This is a genomic window from Natronorubrum tibetense GA33 (assembly GCF_000383975.1).
GTDB lineage: Archaea > Halobacteriota > Halobacteria > Halobacteriales > Natrialbaceae > Natronorubrum > Natronorubrum tibetense.
Genome location: NZ_KB913017.1, coordinates 379,121 through 395,904 on the forward strand (window position 1 = coordinate 379,121; position 16,784 = coordinate 395,904).

13 protein-coding genes and 1 pseudogene are annotated in these 16,784 nt (G+C 61.8%); 6 read left to right on the forward strand and 8 right to left on the reverse strand.

The window, feature by feature from the left end:
* The 3 genes and pseudogenes from NATTI_RS25170 to NATTI_RS0102005 all read right to left on the reverse strand — a co-directional run.
* A pseudogene (locus tag NATTI_RS25170) lies at window positions 1-482 on the reverse strand (Fe-S cluster assembly protein SufB); the annotation flags it as partial.
* A 60-nt stretch (window positions 483-542) separates the two neighbouring features.
* Window positions 543-1,451 (reverse strand): Fe-S cluster assembly ATPase SufC, encoded by a 909-nt coding sequence (gene sufC, locus NATTI_RS0102000; RefSeq protein ID WP_006091847.1) that lies wholly within the window; start codon window positions 1,449-1,451, stop codon window positions 543-545.
* A 231-nt stretch (window positions 1,452-1,682) separates the two neighbouring features.
* Window positions 1,683-5,648, reverse strand: a complete 3,966-nt coding sequence (locus NATTI_RS0102005; protein WP_006091848.1) for an intein-containing DNA polymerase II — start codon at window positions 5,646-5,648, stop codon at window positions 1,683-1,685.
* A 141-nt stretch (window positions 5,649-5,789) separates the two neighbouring features.
* On the opposite strand from NATTI_RS0102005, the gene NATTI_RS0102010 reads away from it, so the two are divergent.
* The 3 genes from NATTI_RS0102010 to NATTI_RS0102020 all read left to right on the forward strand — a co-directional run bounded on the left by NATTI_RS0102010 (window position 5,790) and on the right by NATTI_RS0102020 (window position 7,157).
* The gene (locus NATTI_RS0102010; RefSeq protein ID WP_006091849.1) at window positions 5,790-5,972 is read left to right on the forward strand and encodes a DUF7331 family protein; all 183 of its coding nucleotides are present in this window, start codon (window positions 5,790-5,792) and stop codon (window positions 5,970-5,972) included.
* Between the two features lie 91 nt (window positions 5,973-6,063).
* Window positions 6,064-6,618, forward strand: a complete 555-nt coding sequence (locus NATTI_RS0102015) for a DUF7322 domain-containing protein (protein WP_006091850.1) — start codon at window positions 6,064-6,066, stop codon at window positions 6,616-6,618.
* 68 nt (window positions 6,619-6,686) lie between these two features.
* Complete coding sequence (locus NATTI_RS0102020; RefSeq protein WP_006091851.1) at window positions 6,687-7,157, forward strand: DUF7346 family protein; 471 nt, start codon at window positions 6,687-6,689, stop codon at window positions 7,155-7,157.
* An 83-nt stretch (window positions 7,158-7,240) separates the two neighbouring features.
* Here the strand turns inward: NATTI_RS0102020 and rad50 are convergent, their stop codons facing one another.
* The 3 genes from rad50 to NATTI_RS0102035 all read right to left on the reverse strand — a co-directional run bounded on the left by rad50 (window position 7,241) and on the right by NATTI_RS0102035 (window position 12,411).
* Window positions 7,241-9,934 (reverse strand): DNA double-strand break repair ATPase Rad50, encoded by a 2,694-nt coding sequence (gene rad50 / locus NATTI_RS0102025; protein WP_006091852.1) that lies wholly within the window; start codon window positions 9,932-9,934, stop codon window positions 7,241-7,243.
* On the reverse strand, window positions 9,931-11,421 hold the full coding sequence (gene mre11, locus NATTI_RS0102030; protein WP_006091853.1) for a DNA double-strand break repair protein Mre11: 1,491 nt from the start codon (window positions 11,419-11,421) through the stop codon (window positions 9,931-9,933). Before mre11 ends, rad50 begins: the two co-directional genes overlap by 4 nt.
* A gap of 720 nt (window positions 11,422-12,141) precedes the next feature.
* Window positions 12,142-12,411, reverse strand: coding sequence for a winged helix-turn-helix domain-containing protein (locus tag NATTI_RS0102035; RefSeq protein ID WP_006091854.1), 270 nt, complete (start codon window positions 12,409-12,411; stop codon window positions 12,142-12,144).
* 124 nt (window positions 12,412-12,535) lie between these two features.
* On the opposite strand from NATTI_RS0102035, the gene pan1 reads away from it, so the two are divergent.
* Window positions 12,536-13,753: a proteasome-activating nucleotidase Pan1 gene (pan1, locus tag NATTI_RS0102040; protein ID WP_006091855.1), complete on the forward strand. Its 1,218-nt coding sequence runs from the start codon at window positions 12,536-12,538 to the stop codon at window positions 13,751-13,753.
* Window positions 13,754-13,960: 207 nt separating this feature from the next.
* Here pan1 and NATTI_RS26375 read toward each other — a convergent pair whose 3' ends face one another.
* Both NATTI_RS26375 and NATTI_RS26380 read right to left on the reverse strand, forming a co-directional pair.
* A complete protein-coding gene (locus tag NATTI_RS26375; protein WP_006091856.1) occupies window positions 13,961-14,098 on the reverse strand; it encodes a hypothetical protein in 138 nt (45 codons plus the stop codon).
* Between the two features lie 87 nt (window positions 14,099-14,185).
* Window positions 14,186-14,359: a DUF7556 family protein gene (locus tag NATTI_RS26380; RefSeq protein ID WP_006091857.1), complete on the reverse strand. Its 174-nt coding sequence runs from the start codon at window positions 14,357-14,359 to the stop codon at window positions 14,186-14,188.
* A 241-nt stretch (window positions 14,360-14,600) separates the two neighbouring features.
* On the opposite strand from NATTI_RS26380, the gene NATTI_RS0102055 reads away from it, so the two are divergent.
* The gene (locus NATTI_RS0102055) at window positions 14,601-15,152 is read left to right on the forward strand and encodes a GMP synthase subunit A (RefSeq protein WP_006091858.1); all 552 of its coding nucleotides are present in this window, start codon (window positions 14,601-14,603) and stop codon (window positions 15,150-15,152) included.
* Between the two features lie 129 nt (window positions 15,153-15,281).
* A complete protein-coding gene (locus NATTI_RS0102060) occupies window positions 15,282-16,595 on the forward strand; it encodes an MFS transporter (protein WP_006091859.1) in 1,314 nt (437 codons plus the stop codon).
* Window positions 16,596-16,784: the final 189 nt, after the last annotated feature.

Sequence of the window (16,784 nt, forward strand, 5' to 3'; positions counted from 1 at the left end):
TTGACGGCCTGNTCCATGTTGCAGAAGATAACACCCTTCTCCTCCCACTGGTCCTGCATGTTCTGGTAGACGATCTCGGACTCGTACTGCGCGCCGACGCCCGAAAGGGCGTTCTTCTCCGCTTCCGGGATGCCCAGTTTGTCGAACGTGTCCTTGATCTCTTCGGGCAGCTCCGTCCAGTCGTCGACGCCTTCGCGCTTGTCGACGTCCGGGCGGATGTACGGAACGATCTCTTCGACGTCGAGTTCGGAGAGATCCGGCATGCCGGGCCAATCGGTCGGCATCGGCATGTTCTGGTACTGCTTGAGCGCACGTAGGCGTCGCTCGAGCATCCAGTCGGGCTCGTCCTTGTCCTCGGAGATCATGCGGATGACCTCTTCGGTCAGGCCTTTGCCGGATCGGACTGCGGAGTTCTCCTCTTTCTTGAACTCGAACCGGGCTTCAGTGTCTGTCTCTTTTAGGTGGTCTTGATCGGAACTCATGATGTGTTGTGTTTATGGTTACGGCTGTAGCGTTATTACCGTTGTTCTAGCCGAATTCGGTTACGCCGTGCCGTAGACCTCTTCGCGGACCCAGTCGTACCCCTTGTCCTCGAGTTGCTCGGCGAGCTCCGGACCGCCGCTTTTGGCGATTCGACCGTCGATCATCACGTGGACGTGATCGGGTTCGACGTAGTCGAGGATTCGCTGGTAGTGGGTAATCTGGAGGACGCCGGTGCCCTCCTCGTCGCGCAGCGCGTTGATGCCGTTCGAAACGTCTTGCAGGCGGTCGATGTCGAGCCCGGAGTCGATTTCGTCGAGGACGGCGACCGAGGGCTCGAGGATGGCTGCCTGGAGCACTTCGTTCTGTTTTTTCTCGCCGCCGGAGAAGCCGGCGTTGAGGTAGCGCTGGGCGAACTTCTCGTCCATGTCCAGCGCTTCCATCTTCTCCTGGAGGATCTGCTGGAACTCGGCGACGCCGACATCGCCTTCGTCGACGTTGCCTTCCATCGGCGAGGTCTCAAAGCCTGCGTCTTCCGCTTCTTCTTCCTCGGCGTCGTCGTCCTCGAAGAGCTCTTCTCGCTCTTCGATCTTGGCGTTGAGCGCCGTACGCAGGAAGTTCGTCATCGTGACGCCGTCGATCTCGGCCGGATACTGGAAACCGAGGAAGACGCCGAGCGCGGCGCGCTCGTTTGGCTCGAGTTCGAGCAGGTTCCAGGTTCGCTGGTCCTCGTCGATCTCGATCTCGTCACCGAACTCGCCCTCCTCGAGGTGGAGGAGGACCTCGCCTTCGGTCACCTCGTACTCCGGGTGACCGGCGACGACCTTCGCAGTCGTCGACTTCCCGGAGCCGTTCGGCCCCATCAAGGCGTGAATCTCGCCCGACTTGACCTCGAGGTCGACGCCCTCGAGAATCTTCTCGTCGCCCTCAGCCACTTCCGCGTGCAGGTTGCGTAGTTCGAGACGTGCCATAGTACTCTGTCGTCTGAATGGTGGGTCGTATGACTGATAACGGTTTCGTATCCAATTGGATACGGTCTCTCATTGCCAAAATAATTTGCTAAAAGGGAAACGACGGCGGGGGCGATCTGAAGGTGTTGCGAGCGAATTGGCGGGAGTTCTCGGGGCAGTCCAGACCGTGTTTCAACTCCTGTCTGCGTTCTGCGATTGAATTCCCGAAGCGGTCTCAAATCGCTTCAAATGCTACATGAAGCTGTCTAGCCCCTTCTGCTCTTGGCCGCTTTTTACCTCGTCCCACGAGACGCCCAACGCCTCGAGGATCCGCTCGATCGGGCCCTGTAGCGTCTTCTCGAGCATCTTGTCGTAGTCGACCTCGAACTCGTCGGGGATCTGGTCGTCGTACTCGAAGCAAATCACGTCGGGATCGCGTTTGAACGCGCCGTAGAGGGGATCCGTCTGGGGGTTGAACCCTTCCTCGCTCTCCATGCGTCGGAAGAAGGCGGGGTCGACCCGGTCGAGGTAGAGTCGCTTAGGCTTGCTCCCGCGCTGGAAGTTGGTTCCCAGCAGCAGGTTCGCGTACTTCGCACCCCGAACCTGCGCCGTATCGGTGTCGTAGTTGTCCAGTCGCTTGCCGATGCCGCCCGGGATGGCGATCTGCTCGAGCGAGATCTCGCCCGACTGAACGTCCTCGATGACGCCGTTGACGTACTCCTTCGTGCCCTCGATGTCGCCGTCCCTGACGATCATCTCGATAACCTTGTGCTGAACTTCCTTCGTGATCGGGGCGATGTCCGAGCGCTGGTACTCGAAGCCGACGATGTCGATGGTGTCGACGTCCTTCCCCTCCTTCCAGGTAATGTGGCCCGCGTAGCGTTTCTTCTTGCCTGCCTGGAAGAACCGCCGGTAGAGCTTCTCGAACTCGATCTGGAAGCGGTGGAATTCGGCATTGAGTTCGTCGCGCGCGAAGTCGTCGTACCGATCGTTGATGTACTCCTCGATCTCGAAAGACTGCTCGAGGGCGTCTTCTTTCGGGATATCAGGTCCGAGTTCGAGCATGACGCTGTCGGTGTCACCGTAGGCAACCGTATAATCAATCTCGTTTGCGGCGGTTTCCGTGAATTCGATTACTTCTCGGCCAGTTGCAGTAATCGCAGACGCTGCCTCTTTGTCGTAGAGTCGGAACTGCTCCCAGCCCGAGACGCCGTACAATGACTGGCCGACGAACTGGAACTTTCCGTTTCGTCCTGCAAGCAGCGTGTGATTGTCTTCGACGGTGACACAGTAGACGCCATCGTCGGCAGTACTTCGAGACGAACTCCGATGCATCCGAAGCGTGTTCTTCGACTCTTCAGTGACATAAATTCGCCACGAGCCGCTATCTCGGTTATAGTTCGCCGTGAGACCGAGATGTGCACAGAGACGGAGGACATCGTCTCGAAGCCGGTCGCTAGAGGTGGAGTAGCGCCACGAGTTCACCTGCCGATCGCCGTCTCCGTCGATGAGAACCTCGAGGAATCGTCGCTTCTGCCGGCGGCTACAGTCGAAGACGAAATCAGGGATTCGTTTCTCGAAGCTATCTTCGCCACAGATCGACGTTAGAAACTCCCCAAGCAACTTCGACGTGACAGTATAGGACCGATCGTCGACGTAGTAATCGAATCCCATACCGTCGAGCAGTTGACCGATCGTCGCGTGGTGATCGACGCCGCCGTCAGCGATCGGCAGTTTATCCTGGGCTAGTTTCACCGTTGTCGCTGATCCACGGAAGTTCTCGCCGAACTGCTTGTCTTCGGACGTGTAGACGTTCCCTTCAGTCACGAACCACGCGAGCACGTCGAGGAAGTCGTCCCCGTCGTAGGTCCGGGGGATCCATTTTCGGCCGGATTCGCGGTGGATGAAGCTTAGTTCACAGACATCTTCAATATACTCGCGGTGTTCGTCGAACTCCTCGGCGGTGAAGACGTAGCCAACTTTTCCGACATCCGCCTTCGGGACTCGACGTGGCGTCCACCCTAACTCTGCGGTGAACGTCCGGCCGTGAACGGACGGTCGAACCCAAACTTCGTATTCGCCGTCGATCAGTTCCGTTAGGTCGACGCTCTTCAGTTCGTCACCGTCTGGCCCCTCCCAGTCGTGAGGGAGTTCGTAGTTCGTCGCTCGGTCGAGGTTTCCAGCCTCGACGAATCCGTATTCGTCTTCGGTAATGCCGTTCGTCTCGTTCTTCCGGACGAGCATCCGGTGATTCGGGGTGACGCTGAAATCGATCTTGTCCGTCTCGATGTCGATCAGCTCGTCGTCGTAGTCGGGATAGGCATGTGTCTCAACGACGGGTTTAACCTCCATTTCCTCCGTTTCCGGGTCGAGCGAGTATACATCGTCACCGATCTCGAGGTCGGTAATATCCCGGACACCGTCGGGCGTCAGCACCTCCGTATCCGGCGTAAAGCAGTTCATGATGACCTTTACTGCCCCTTGCTGGCGGTCGTACTGCTCGTACTCGAGGCTCCCGGGTTCGTACTCGTTTCGCAGGGATTTCTTCTCCTCGCGCTCGGCGAGCAGTTCCGTGATCATCTCGCGCATGACGCCGTCAGGTTCCTTGCGGAAGTGGATCGGCTCCGGTTTGGTGGGTGCGACGTAGGTCTCCCCGTCGTATGTCTCGGGATCGACCTTCGTCTCCGGTGAGGCGTTGACCGTCGTCATGCACATCGGGTACAAACTTTTCAGGTCGAGCACGGTGACGTTCTCCTTGACGCCTGTGATCGGATCGAAGACGGCCCCGCCCTCGTACTCCTCGCCGGCTTCCTGTTGGCCCTTCGAGGGCAGCGAGAACCGGCCGTGGGCCTCGTGAAGGACGTACATGTCCACTGCGTCGCCCGGCGTGGGGGCGTCCTCTAACTTACAGCCGACGAAGGAACGCACCTCGTCCCAGAAGGTGATGATCTCCTGTTGACGGTCGAGTTCCACGCAGAGTTCGACGTCACGGAGGTTGTACTCGAGCAGTTTCGTGGGGTCGACTTCCCAAAGGTCCCCGATGTCGCCGGTATAGCGCTCCTTTCCGACCCCTAACTCGGACTCGCCGACCGCATCCAGGCGGTAGGAATCGAGTTCGGAGAAGACCATCCGCTGGTAGCCATAGAGCAGGTCGAAGACGACCCGGCCCTTGATGTCGGGGCCGCCCCAGTTGCTGCGCCAGACTTCGTCGACCCGCGAGAGTCGGTCGATCGAAAGGTCGTAGTCGTGGTGGGAGCCGGCGAGTTCCTCGAGGCGGTCTAAGAAGTACGGCGCGTCGAAATCCTCGAAGTTCCAGCCCGTGAGGACGTCGGGATCCGTTTCTCGGATGTAGTCGACGAACGCCTCGAGCATCGCCTCCTCTTCCTCGAATGCCCGAACCTCGTGATCGATTTCGCCCTCGATCGGTTCGTACTCCTCGATCTCGGTGGGTATCTCCCCGTCGCCGACAGGAGCCTCGTAGAGCCACATGATGTACTCGTCGCGGTAGGAGTCGTGGCTGGTGAGACAGACGATCGGCTCCTCGCCGTCTTCGGGAAAGCCCGCGCGGTCGTTGACCTCGATGTCGAAGGTGTTGACGCGCGGATCGGCGTCGACGTCAACTGCCTCGAGTTCGTCGTGGGGGACGACCAGCGAGCCGTCGTCGGCCCGCCGTTCCGGCACCCGAACACCGCTGCGGATGTCCTTGTCGATCAGGAGCCGATTTGGAAAGAGAATGTCGGCCTCGAAGTGCTGAAACTCGTCGCGCACCTGTCCGACGTCGCGGGGCGTCTGACCGAAGATTTTGGTCAATTTCTCGCCGCGGATACTCTCGTAGGGCTCGCCGTCCTCGCCGACCTCGCGGCTGCCGGTCAGCCGGTCGTACTGTTCTTCGGGTGGTCGCTCGAGGGTGTCAGTCGGCGCGTAGAAGTACGGCCGGAAGCCGACGACCTGCACGTGCTCGAGTTCGCCGTCGACCGTTCGGCCGAAGACGTGCACGATCGGTCGCTCTTCGTCGCCGTAGCCGGCGATGGTGTAGTCGACCTGCATGACGGCGAGTTCGAGTTCGCCGTCGGCCTCGGGAACCGCCTCCTCGACGACGTCGATCACGTCGGTACCGCTCGAACCGCCGTTGCCGGCGATGGCTTTCGCTTCCTCTACCGGTCGCTCGGCGGACTCGTCGGAAAATGCCTCGAGTCCAGTTTGGCCCGCCTCAGTCATGGTATCGGGGTTCGAAGCGGTCGAATAAAAACCCCCATACTTCGGCTGGTCGGCCCGCTCGCCACAGACTGATGGGTCGCGCCGAGTTTTGCAGGGGCAACAAGACATATAATGTGGTAACACATACCATAGCATCAGGTGATGAAAGTGTCCACCGAAGTAAACGACGATACGACGGATCGGAGCGAGCCGCGTAGTGAACCCGAGGGCACCGCGACAGTCGAGTCCTACGAGACGGAAGACGGTGTCGTGTTCTATGACGCCGAGAATCCGCTCGCGTGGGTGGAGACCTCCCAGACGCTCACGCTCACGGAACTCGCCTGATCGATCTATCGACTGCACTGAACGCCGCCGAACGCGAACCGCCCCGCCCCGAACGCGAACGTTTTTTGACTTACTCGCCGACAATTCGAGTGTGGGACTCGACCGGAGCGAACACGAACCCGATGAGTACGACCCCGAAGAGGAGTTCAGGGATCCGGACAGTGACTCCCTGACGATTCCACAGGTCCCGACTGAGAACGCGGGGTCGGATCTGCGCTCCGATCTGAAATCGGAGTTCGAGGAGGACGCGATCCCGGAGCCCGAGTTTTCGGCAGCGGAAACCGACGTCGACGGAGAGACGCTCAAGAACTTCTGGGCGCTCGTGCTCGTCATCAACGCTGCCGTACTAGCGTACGCGCTCGGAGTGCTGTTCCTGGTCTTCGAAGGGGCGACGACCTACGCAAGCTACCTGTTCGCCGCTGGACTCGTCCTCACCGGGTTCTGTATTCAACGATATCGAGCCTTTCGGCGCGATGTCGGGTCCGACTCGAGCACGACCGATCCAGTGGGCGACTCGGCCGAGGGATCGTCGACAGACGACAGAACCGATGAGACGACGACAAACAGTAGAGGCAGGGAGTCGACGGCGGCTATCGACGCCGATCAAACGGACGAAACGACGGACGACGACGCCGACCCGAAATAGTTGATGGCAGGCGAAACTACTTCACGATCAGTCACGCAACAACAATCATCGGCCGATCACGACCGATCATGAAAACCGTCCAAGACGACACCGGCAAACGATATCTGCTTCTCAAACGGTCCGAACACGCGAGCCTCGTCCGTGATCCACAGAACGGCAACGAGTGTTACGTCCAGAACGATCGTCTCGAGGATCTCGAGAGCGAATCCGCACTGGAGACGGCCGCAGGTTGCGTGAGCGATCCGGTCAAAACGCTCCTGACAAACGTCCACGACGAGACAACGCTCGGGCTGCTCGTCGAACTCGAGGAGCGCGGCCCGCTCGGTGTTCGTACCCTCCTCGACGCCTACGACTTCTGCGAGAGCGATCTCCACGGGCGACTTACCGTATTGACGGCGGCCGGGCTGCTCGAGGAGACCGAGGTCGCCGGCGAGCGCGGCTATCGCGTCACGGAGACCTGTGGACGTGCACTCGAGGTGATCCGCGTCGACGAGGGCGACGAACCGACCGCTACAGCGGAGACGTCCGACGTCTCGTAGAGTGAACTGAACGAAAGCCAATCCTGACGCGCCCTACGATCCACTCCTCGCTTAGGGAAGACCAACCCTCGAGCAGCTCACTCTCAGTCGGAGGCGAGCAGTTCGATCTCCGGCGGCGCACCGCGCTCGAGGCGCGAACGGTTCGACGTCGCGTCCTTTTCGACGCTGACCAGCGAGTCGGCCGCGCCGACGAGTTCCTCGTCGTGGCTGACGACCACGATCTGTTCGACGCCCAGGTCGCGCATGGATTCGACCAGCGAGACGAGTTGCGTGACGTGGCCCGAGTCGAGGAAGACCGTGGGCTCGTCCAGAATCAGCGGTGGCATCGGCGCCGCACCCTCGACCCCCTCGGCGAGGAGCCGATAGATCGCACAGCGCAAGCTGAGGTTGAACAGCGCGCGTTCGCCGCCCGATAACTGTTCGGGCTCGAGCGCTTCACCGTCTTTCTGATAGACGGTCAGTCGGTACTCGCCGTCCAGATCGATCGCCGCGTAGGAGTCGTTCTGGTAGACCAAATCGAACGTCTCGTTGAGCAACCGCTCGAGGGTCTCGACGTTGTGTTGGCGCAGTTCCGACCGCAGGTCGGCGTAGGTCGCCTGTAGCGTCTCGGCCTCGTCGTACAGCGACTCGAGGCGCTCACAGCGCTCCTCGAGTCCCGCCAGCTCTTCGCGTCGCTCCTCGAGTTCCTCGAGTTCGCGTTCGACGGCTCCGATGGCGTTCTGGAGGTTCGTCCGCTTCGCCTCGAGGTCCTCGAGCTTTGCGTCGACCTTCTCGAGGTAGTTCTCGGCGTTTTGCTTGTCCTCACGGGCGGTCTCGACGCGCTCCTCGTCGAACTCGGACTCGAGGTCGCGCTTGCGCTCGCGTTTGCTCGAGAGCGTCTCGCGGCGCTCGTCGTTCATCGTCTGCCAGTCCTGACGCCGTTCGCGGCGGTTCTCGACGTTCGTCGCGAGATCGGCGCGTTCGGCGTCGATCTCGGCGACGCGGCGCAGCGACTCGAGCGTCTCCTTGATCTCGCCGCGCTCGCTGTTGATCGCACCGAGTTCGGATCGAATGTCGTCGACCTCGCTCTCGAGTTCGTTGGCTTTCGCGCGGTTTTCTTCGGCGTCGGTCTCGTACTCCTCGGCGTCCTCGCGCAGTCGGTCGCGCTGCTCGCGTCGATCCGTGAGGGTCTCGCGCTTTTCGGCGACCAGCGTCTCGATGTTGTCGCGGTTCTCCTCGAGTCGGTCGACCGTTCGTTCGGCCTCGCGGAGTTCCTCAGCGTGCTCGATCCGCTCGTCGAGGTCGTCGCGCTCGGCCTCGAGATCCTCGCGTCGCTCCTCGAGGTCGGCGAGTTCCTCCCGCTTCTCGTCGAGTACGTCGACGTGCGGCGAGTCCTCGACGGGCTGACCACACTCCGGACACTTCCCCTCCTCGAGCAGCCGTTCGCCCTCCTCGATCGCGTTCTCGACGGTTCGGATGTCAGCCGTGATGTCGCCGATATCGTTCGTTAGTTTCTGGCGGTCAGTCTCGAGGGAGTCGAGATGGTCGGCTGCCTCGCCGAACTCGATCGGCGCGCTGTCGAACTGTTCGCGTGCGGTCTCAATCTGCTCCTCGAGATCGTCGAGGTCCGATTCGCGGTCCTCGATCGCTTCTTCGTCGGTCTCGAGCGTCGCTTCGAGTTCGTCGGCCTCCTCGCGTGCAGCTTCGGCCTGAATCTCGAGGTCGTCGGCCTCCTCGCGAAACCGTTCGATCTCCCCGTTAGTCTCCGTGATCGAGACGCGAACGTCCTCGAGGTCGTCCCGCAGTTCCTCGTCACGAGCTTCGAGATCCGCGATGCGTTCGTCGACCGCGTCCGCTCGGTCGCCGCCGTCCGATCCGGCGTCGAGGTCGACCTCTATCAGCAGTTCCTCGCGCTCGGCCGCGAGTTCCTCGCGTTGCTCCTCGAGTTCGCGTATCTCCGCTTTCGCGTCTTCGCGCTCGCGTTCGGTCTCCTCGATCTTCGATCGGAGATCGTCGATATCCGTTTCGAGCGTTTCGATCTCCTCGCGCGTCTCCTCATGGCGCTCGAGGACGTCTTCGGCGGTCTCGAGCGTTTTTCGAGCCTGTTCACGCTGGTCTTCGAAGCGATCGATATCTTCGGTCACGTCGGCCTGATTGGACTCGAGGCTGTTGAGGCGCTCGTGGAGGTCCTTGTCTTCCTTCTGTTCGACCTGCTGGCGGACGTTCTCGAGGACCTCCCGCTGGCCGTCGAGCACCGATTTGACGCCTAGCCTGGCCTTACTGGCCCGTTCGCGGTAGTCCTCGAGGGCCCCCAGCTGGAGGAGATCGTCGATCATGTCCTGGCGGTCGCTCGGCGAGGCGTGGATCAGTTTGTTCACCTCGCCCTGACGGACGTACGCACAGTTGACGAACGCCTCGGCGTCCATTCGCAGGAGTTCGGTGATCTCCCGGCGAACGTCGCGTGCACCCTCGATCGTCTCGCTTGGTGTCTCGAGGACGCATTTCGTGGTCGTCGCCCGATCGCCCCGGAGTTTGAGGTGGCGCTCGATGTGGTACTCGCGGCCGTCGTGGGTGAAGTGGAGTTCGACCTCCGCCTCCTCCTCGCCGGTCGTGATCACGTCGTCGAGTGTTCGGTCGTCCAGCGCCTTCGAACCGTAGAGGGCGAAGAAGACGGCCTCGAGCAGCGTCGACTTCCCGCTGCCGTTGACGCCGTGGACGACGGTGACGCCGTGCTCGAGGCCGAGGTCGGCCTCGCCGTAGCACTTGAAGTTCAGCAGGCGGATGCGATCGACTTTCACGCGAAATCACCCAGCGAGGCATCGGCGTCAGCCGGACCGTCGCTCTCGGACTCGGCGTCCGTCTCCGTGGTCTCCGCGGGCGGTTCGTCGATATCCGTCTCCGGTTCGTCGGTATCCGTCTCCGAGCCGTTCGACGACGGTTCGTGCTCGTCGGGATTCGCCTCGGTCGCGTCCGCAGTCGGCTCGCCGCCGTCGGTGTCGGCGGCCGCCGCGTCGATCACCGCTTCAACCGCGCTCTCTTCGATGTCATCGCTCCCGTCGATGTTATCGATCTCGGTCGCGGCCGGTTCTTCGGCCTCCGCACCGCCCTCGAGTTGGTCCGCGACCGTCGTCACGTCCTCGTCGTCAGGGCTGCGTTCCGGTGCGGGGTCGAACGCCGAGGTGTCGTCCTCGAGTAAGTCCCGTACGCGGCGTTCGACGGTCTCGCGGACGTTCGCGTCGACGAGACCGTCGTCCCGGACCGTCTCGTCGATGTTTCGTGCGGCGTCGCTCAAGCCGAGTTCTCGGACCCGCTCGCGGACGGCGGCGTCGGGGTCGGCGAAACTCACCGACACTTCCTCGTCCTCGTCGGGTAGCTCTCGGCGGTCGTTCACGCGAGCGACGAGCGCGCCGCGATCGATGGCAGCCCCCTCGATCGTCGCCGGCGTGATCGGTTTTCCGTCGCCCTCGACCGTGACGACCACCACCGCGTCCTCGAGGTCGTACTCCCGAACCCGTTCCTGAATTCGGTCGACGCCCTCGCCGGCCTCGAGGTCGACGTCGACGAAGACGAACTCGCGGGTGTCGGTGAGGCCGCGGCGACTGATCCCCACGGCGTCGTCCTCGAAATCGACGAGGTTGTAGCCCCGGTTCTCGCGTTCGCTGGCGCTCGCGCGTTCCGTCGATCCGCAATAGGTGACCCAGGTGTCGAGTACTTCTGCCGTGTCCGGCTTGTGGTTGTCCCCGAGGAGGACGGCATCGAAGTCGATCGTCGACTCCTCGAGTAATCGTTCGGTGTCCCAGTCGGCGTGGGCGAACGGCTGGAACAGGCCGTGGCTCACGAGCGTCGCGTGTTCGGCCTCGTCGGGGACGGGTGCGAAGTCGTACTCGAGATCGTCGCGTCTCGAGCGCGGGACGAAATCCAGGCCGTAAACGGCCACGTCGTCGACGACTTCGGGTTCCGCACCGAGTCGCGTCGCCAGTCCGAGATCCGCGAAAAGGTCGAGCCACTGGGCGTCGCGTTTCGACTCGTGGTTGCCGACGACGGCGAGAAAGGGGATGTCGGCGTCGGCGAGCGTACGGAGGATTTCGACGGTGCCCTGCAGATCGATCAGCCCCGGTCGCCGGTCGTGAAAGAGGTCGCCGGCGTGGATCACGGCGTCGACGTCGTCCGCGACCGCGTCGTCGACGACGGAGCGAAAGGCCTCGAGAAAGTCCTGTCGTCGCTCGGGCGCGTTGTACTGCTGGTACCCGATGTGGGTGTCGCCCGTGTGGATAACCCGCGTCATTGTCGCCTCGTTGGCAGGCCCGCCCTAAAGGGGTTCCGCGACCGAAGTGGAAGTGAAACGAAGTGTGTGCAGTGGGTGGGTGTATCGTGGCAGCGAGGAAAGACACCACAACAGCAGATCAGTTTCGTGCAGTGGCGCGCGCCGAGTCGCGGCGAGGTAAACGAGGCGCGACTCGAGACCGTTCGAGGTCGTCGTGAGTGTAACGAGCGACGTCGTTCGAAACGGCAAAGCCGTTTCGTGATGCCGAAAACGCGTCACGTTTTCGAGCAGCCTGGAAGTCGCAAAGCGTCTTCCAGTGGATGAGTGAAGGAGCGTCGCGACTGAACGAATCGGTTGGGGAGGACGTGGCAATCATAGTGTTCACGGTAGCAGGACGCTCGTCGGTGTCTTTCCGTGTTCTCGAGGACGTATGGAAACGAGACATATACTGCTCTCACACTGGCAACGAGGATTGCCACGTCCTCCCCAACCGATTCACTCGCTCCCTTCGGTCGCTCGCTCATCCCTCGCACGGTGGTATCGTCCGCCCTCACTACCGTTCGGACGGACGACAGCGCGCGCCACCACCCAACGCTAACCCGGCAATGCTACTCTCACCGTCGGAAAACGGGCGTCGGTAGACGGTGGTACCGATCGATATTGGCGACTGGTCTGGGCGACAAACGGGAGAAAACGGTGAGAAGATCGAACCGCCGGAGCGATGATCGTTCGGGAATCCGGTCAGGCTTCGATATCGAGACTGTACAGGCGCTTCCGGGCGTCCGAGAACGAGAAGCGCGAGTCGATCACGTGCTCGTCATCGAGGCGATTCAGCGCGTAGCGCACCGTCCGCGAGGGAAGCAGCGTCTCGTCGGCAATCTGCTGTTGGGTCATCGTTTCGTTGTACTCGAGCACCTTCGCGACGAGTTTGGCGCTCGGTGGAAGCTCCCGCACGTCGTCCCACGTTCCCCGCTTGTCGGTCTCGTGTCGCAGCGACTCTGAAGCACTCATCACTACCCCCTAGCCGATACAGCGTGATAATATTTTCTGTTTCAAAAAATGTCTGTTGGTTATACATCTGGCGGGGGTACACCGACCCGAAGTCTCTTATGAACCAACACCCAAAGGACGGGTGATGAGCGACACCGTGGACGACGTCGACCTCCCATACGACGAGGACGAGGCGTCCCAACAGGAGAAGATTCAGGCACTCGAGGACCAGCTTGAGATCCTCGAGGCGCAAAACGAGGAGATGCGGGACAAGCTCCTCGATGCCAACGCCGAGAACAACAAGTACCAGCAGAAACTCGAGCGGCTGACCCACGAGAACAAGAAGCTCAAGCAGTCCCCGCTGTTCGTCGCCACCGTCCAGGAGATCACGGACGAGGGCGTCATCATCAAACAGCACGGGAACAACCAGGAGGCCCTCACCGAGGTCACCGACGAGATGCGCGAGGACATCGACCCCGATGCCCGCGTCGCGGTCAACAACTCCCTTTCTATCGTCAAGACGCTCTCCAACGAAACTGATGTGCGCGCTCGCGTGATGGAAGTCACTGAGAGCCCCGAAGTCAGCTACGAGGATATCGGCGGCCTCGAAGAGCAGATGCAGGAAGTCCGCGAAACCGTCGAGATGCCACTCGAGAAGCCCGACGCGTTCAAAGATGTCGGGATCGACCCGCCGAGCGGCGTCCTGCTCTATGGCCCGCCGGGCACGGGCAAGACGATGCTCGCCAAAGCCGTCGCCAACCAGACCGACGCCACCTTCATCAAGATGGCTGGCTCGGAACTGGTCCACAAGTTCATCGGCGAGGGTGCCAAACTCGTCCGCGACCTGTTCAAGGTCGCCCGCGAACACGAACCTGCCGTCATCTTCATCGACGAGATCGACGCCATCGCCGCCAAGCGAACCGAATCCAAGACCTCCGGCGACGCCGAGGTCCAGCGGACGATGATGCAACTCCTCTCGGAGATGGACGGGTTCGAGGACCGCGGCGAGATCCGCATCATCGCTGCGACGAACCGATTCGATATGCTCGATCGCGCCATCCTCCGCCCCGGCCGGTTCGACCGCCTCATCGAGGTGCCGAAGCCGAACGAGGAGGGTCGCGAGATTATCTTCCAGATCCACACCCGCGGCATGAACGTCGCCGACGACGTCGACTTCGCCGAGTTGGCGCTCGAAGCCGAGGAGGCCTCCGGGGCCGACGTCAAGGCCATCTGTACGGAAGCCGGAATGTTCGCCATCCGCGACGACCGCACGGAGATTCGGATGGAGGACTTCCGTAACGCCTGGGACAAGGTCCAGGCCGACTCCGAGACCAACGACGAAGTCTCGAAGACCTTCGCCTGAACCGGGCGGTTTCTCCTCCTGTTTTGCCAGCATCCGACAGCACCAGCGTCAGCTCAGTAATTAGCCCAGCGTCCCCGCTCGGCGCTCGAGGACGCGACAAAATATCGGTAGTACCAACTCAGCGTATCGATACTGTCGGATCAGTGCTTCGAGACGCACGAAACGACCCGTTCGAAGCCGACCGTTTTCAGTGCCGAATCCGACCCGCTACAGGGCCGCAAAGATCAGCCACGGGACGATGAACAGGGCGACGGTCAACACCGCGAGGATCAGTAGATAACCGATACCGGTTCCGACCGCGGTGAGCCACGCCGGATGCTCGAACTCGTTGAGATCGACTGCCATACTGCTACCGTCCGGTGAGACGAGTATAAACGTACCGAAAATTGGGATCGATCGGCGACTTCAGCGCGATGGCGGCACTGACGACAGTTACCGCCACGCCTCGAGGGAGGCGGCATCTCGCTCGACCATCGAGAGCCATGTCTTGTCCCGCGCGATATCGGCGATGACGAGGTGTGATTGCCCGTCGATCTCGTCGACTGCAGCGACGACGTCGCCGTCGTCTTCGGTCTGACTCCCGACTGCTTCGGCCTCGAGTGTCATAGTTACTGATTGATCTTCGAGAGCATGAACGTTTTGGTATCACCACACGCTGTGGTTGAAGGTATCGAAATACGGAGGGAAACACCGAACAAATGATTCTATTGCCGGTACTAATTTGAAGGACGGAACTACCGCTGTTGCACACCCTCTCGCGGTGACCGGGTCGACTCTCGCTCGAGTCACGCCGACCCGAAAACGCGTTCCGGACCGTTTTTACCGGGTGACTGGCTAGGGACCGTCAATGACGACGATCGTCGTGGTGGACAATCACGGACAGTTCACCCACCTCGAGCGCCGGGCGCTTCGCGACCTCGGCGTCGACACGGACCTGATCGACAACGAAACGCCTCCCGAAGAGGTCGACGCGGACGGTATCGTCCTCTCCGGCGGACCGGATATGGACCGAATCGGCCGGTCCGCAGAGTACCTCGAGGGAGACGTTCCCGTCCTCGGAATCTGTCTCGGCATGCAGCTGATCGCCGAGGAACTCGGCGGCCGCGTCGGTAGCGGCGAGTACGGCGGCTACGCCGACGTCACCGTCGATATCGTCGACGAGGAGGATCCGCTGACCGGCTCGCTCCACCCCGAGACCCGCGTCTGGGCGAGCCACGCCGACGAAGTGAAGGAACTCCCGGAGGGGTTCGAACTCACCGCGAAAAGCGATGTCTGCGGCGTCGAAGCTATGAGCGACACCGACCGCGACCTCTACGGCGTCCAGTGGCACCCCGAGGTCGCCCACACCGAGGAAGGCGACGAGATCTTCGAGAACTTCCTCGAGATCTGCGAGCAGTAAGGCTCGCTTGAGACGGGAGCGTTCGTCGACCCGGTTGGGACCGACCACGGAGTGTCGCAACCGTCCGAACCAATTTCCAGTATTTTCTGGTTCACGAGTTTCTTAACCACCTCCGTCCAATCTTCGATCATGGCCGAAACGCAGGGAGAAACGACGGGTCCGGCAGATGTCTACCGGCAGTTCTTCTCGCTCGAGCGCGACGTGTTGGTGCTCTCGCTCGCGATGTTCGCGTTCAGTCTGGGCTTCCAGATGACCAACCGGTTTCTGCCGGACTACCTCGTCTTCCTCGGGGCAACCGGCTTCGTCGTCGGCCTCTACGCCACGCTCGGGAACGTGATCGGGGCCGTCTTCCCCTACTACGGTGGCGTCGTCTCCGACCGGTTCGGTTCGCGGCTTTCGCTCACTCTTTTCGGCCTGCTCTCGACGCTCGGCTTCGGCATCTGGCTGGCCGGCGCGTTCGTCCCCGCGATCGATCTCGGCGTGATCGTCGTAGAGCCCTGGATCTGGGTGTTCGTCGGGCTCCTCTTCGCACAGGGCTGGAAGTCCTTCGGCGTCGGCGCGACCTACGCCATCGTCAAGCAGAGCGTGCCCCCTGACCGGCTGGCGCGCGGGTTCGCCAGTACCGAGACGTTCCGTCGATCGGCGTTCCTGCTCGCGCCGCTGATCGTCGCGGTGCTCGTCGCCGACAGCCTCATGCCGGGCTTTCTCTTCGTGCTCGCGATCGCGGTCGTCTTCGGCGCGCTCGGGACGCTCGCCCAGCACTTCCTCTACGAGGCCGAAGACACCATCGGCAAGGAGTTCGAGGGCTTCGGCCAGATCCGCTCGGATCTGCGCGCGATGCCGGCTCCACTGCGACCGCTGCTGGTCGCCGACACGTTCGTCCGCTTCGCGAACGGGATGGTCTACGTCTTCTTCATCCTCGTCATCACCCAGCTCATGGGGATCGGACTCTCGATCACGCTTCCGTTCGTCGGCGCGATCTCGCTCTCGCCGGCGGCCTTCTTCGGCGTCCTGCTCGCCGTCGAGATGTTCGTCGCGCTGGTCACGATGGCACCCACGGCGAAGGTCGCCGAGTACACCGGGCTCAAGCCGGTCGTCGGGCTGGGCTTTTTCGTCTACGCGATCTTCCCCGTCCTCCTGATCTTCGCTCCCGAAAACGCGACCATGCTCGTCCTGCTCTTTGCGTTTTCCGGGCTTCGATTCGCCGGTCTACCGGCCCACAAGGCGCTGGTCGTCGGACCCGCAGAACAGGACGCAGGCGGTCGGGTCACGGGCTCGTACTACTTCTTGCGGAACCTGATCGTCATCCCGAGCGGCGCGCTCGGCGGCCTCCTCTGGGAGTTCGCCAGCCCCGAACTCTCCTTCGTCGTCGCCTCGGTTATCGGAATGGTCGGCGTGGGCTACTTCGCGCTGTTCGGCCAGGAGTTCGAGGCTTACGCCTGAGTTCGGCGTGAGAGTCGATCGGACTCTCGCCGCTCCGATCCGCGATCGGCCCGATCCTCGAGAACTCGACCTTCCCCGATCCGCAGTATCCGGTAGTCTGCTGTCTCGTCCGCTCTCGCGGACGCATTGGTAACACCGGTGTAAGCTGGTATCGCTCGTGTCGCCAAGCGTATATGTAGTTCGCAGGCG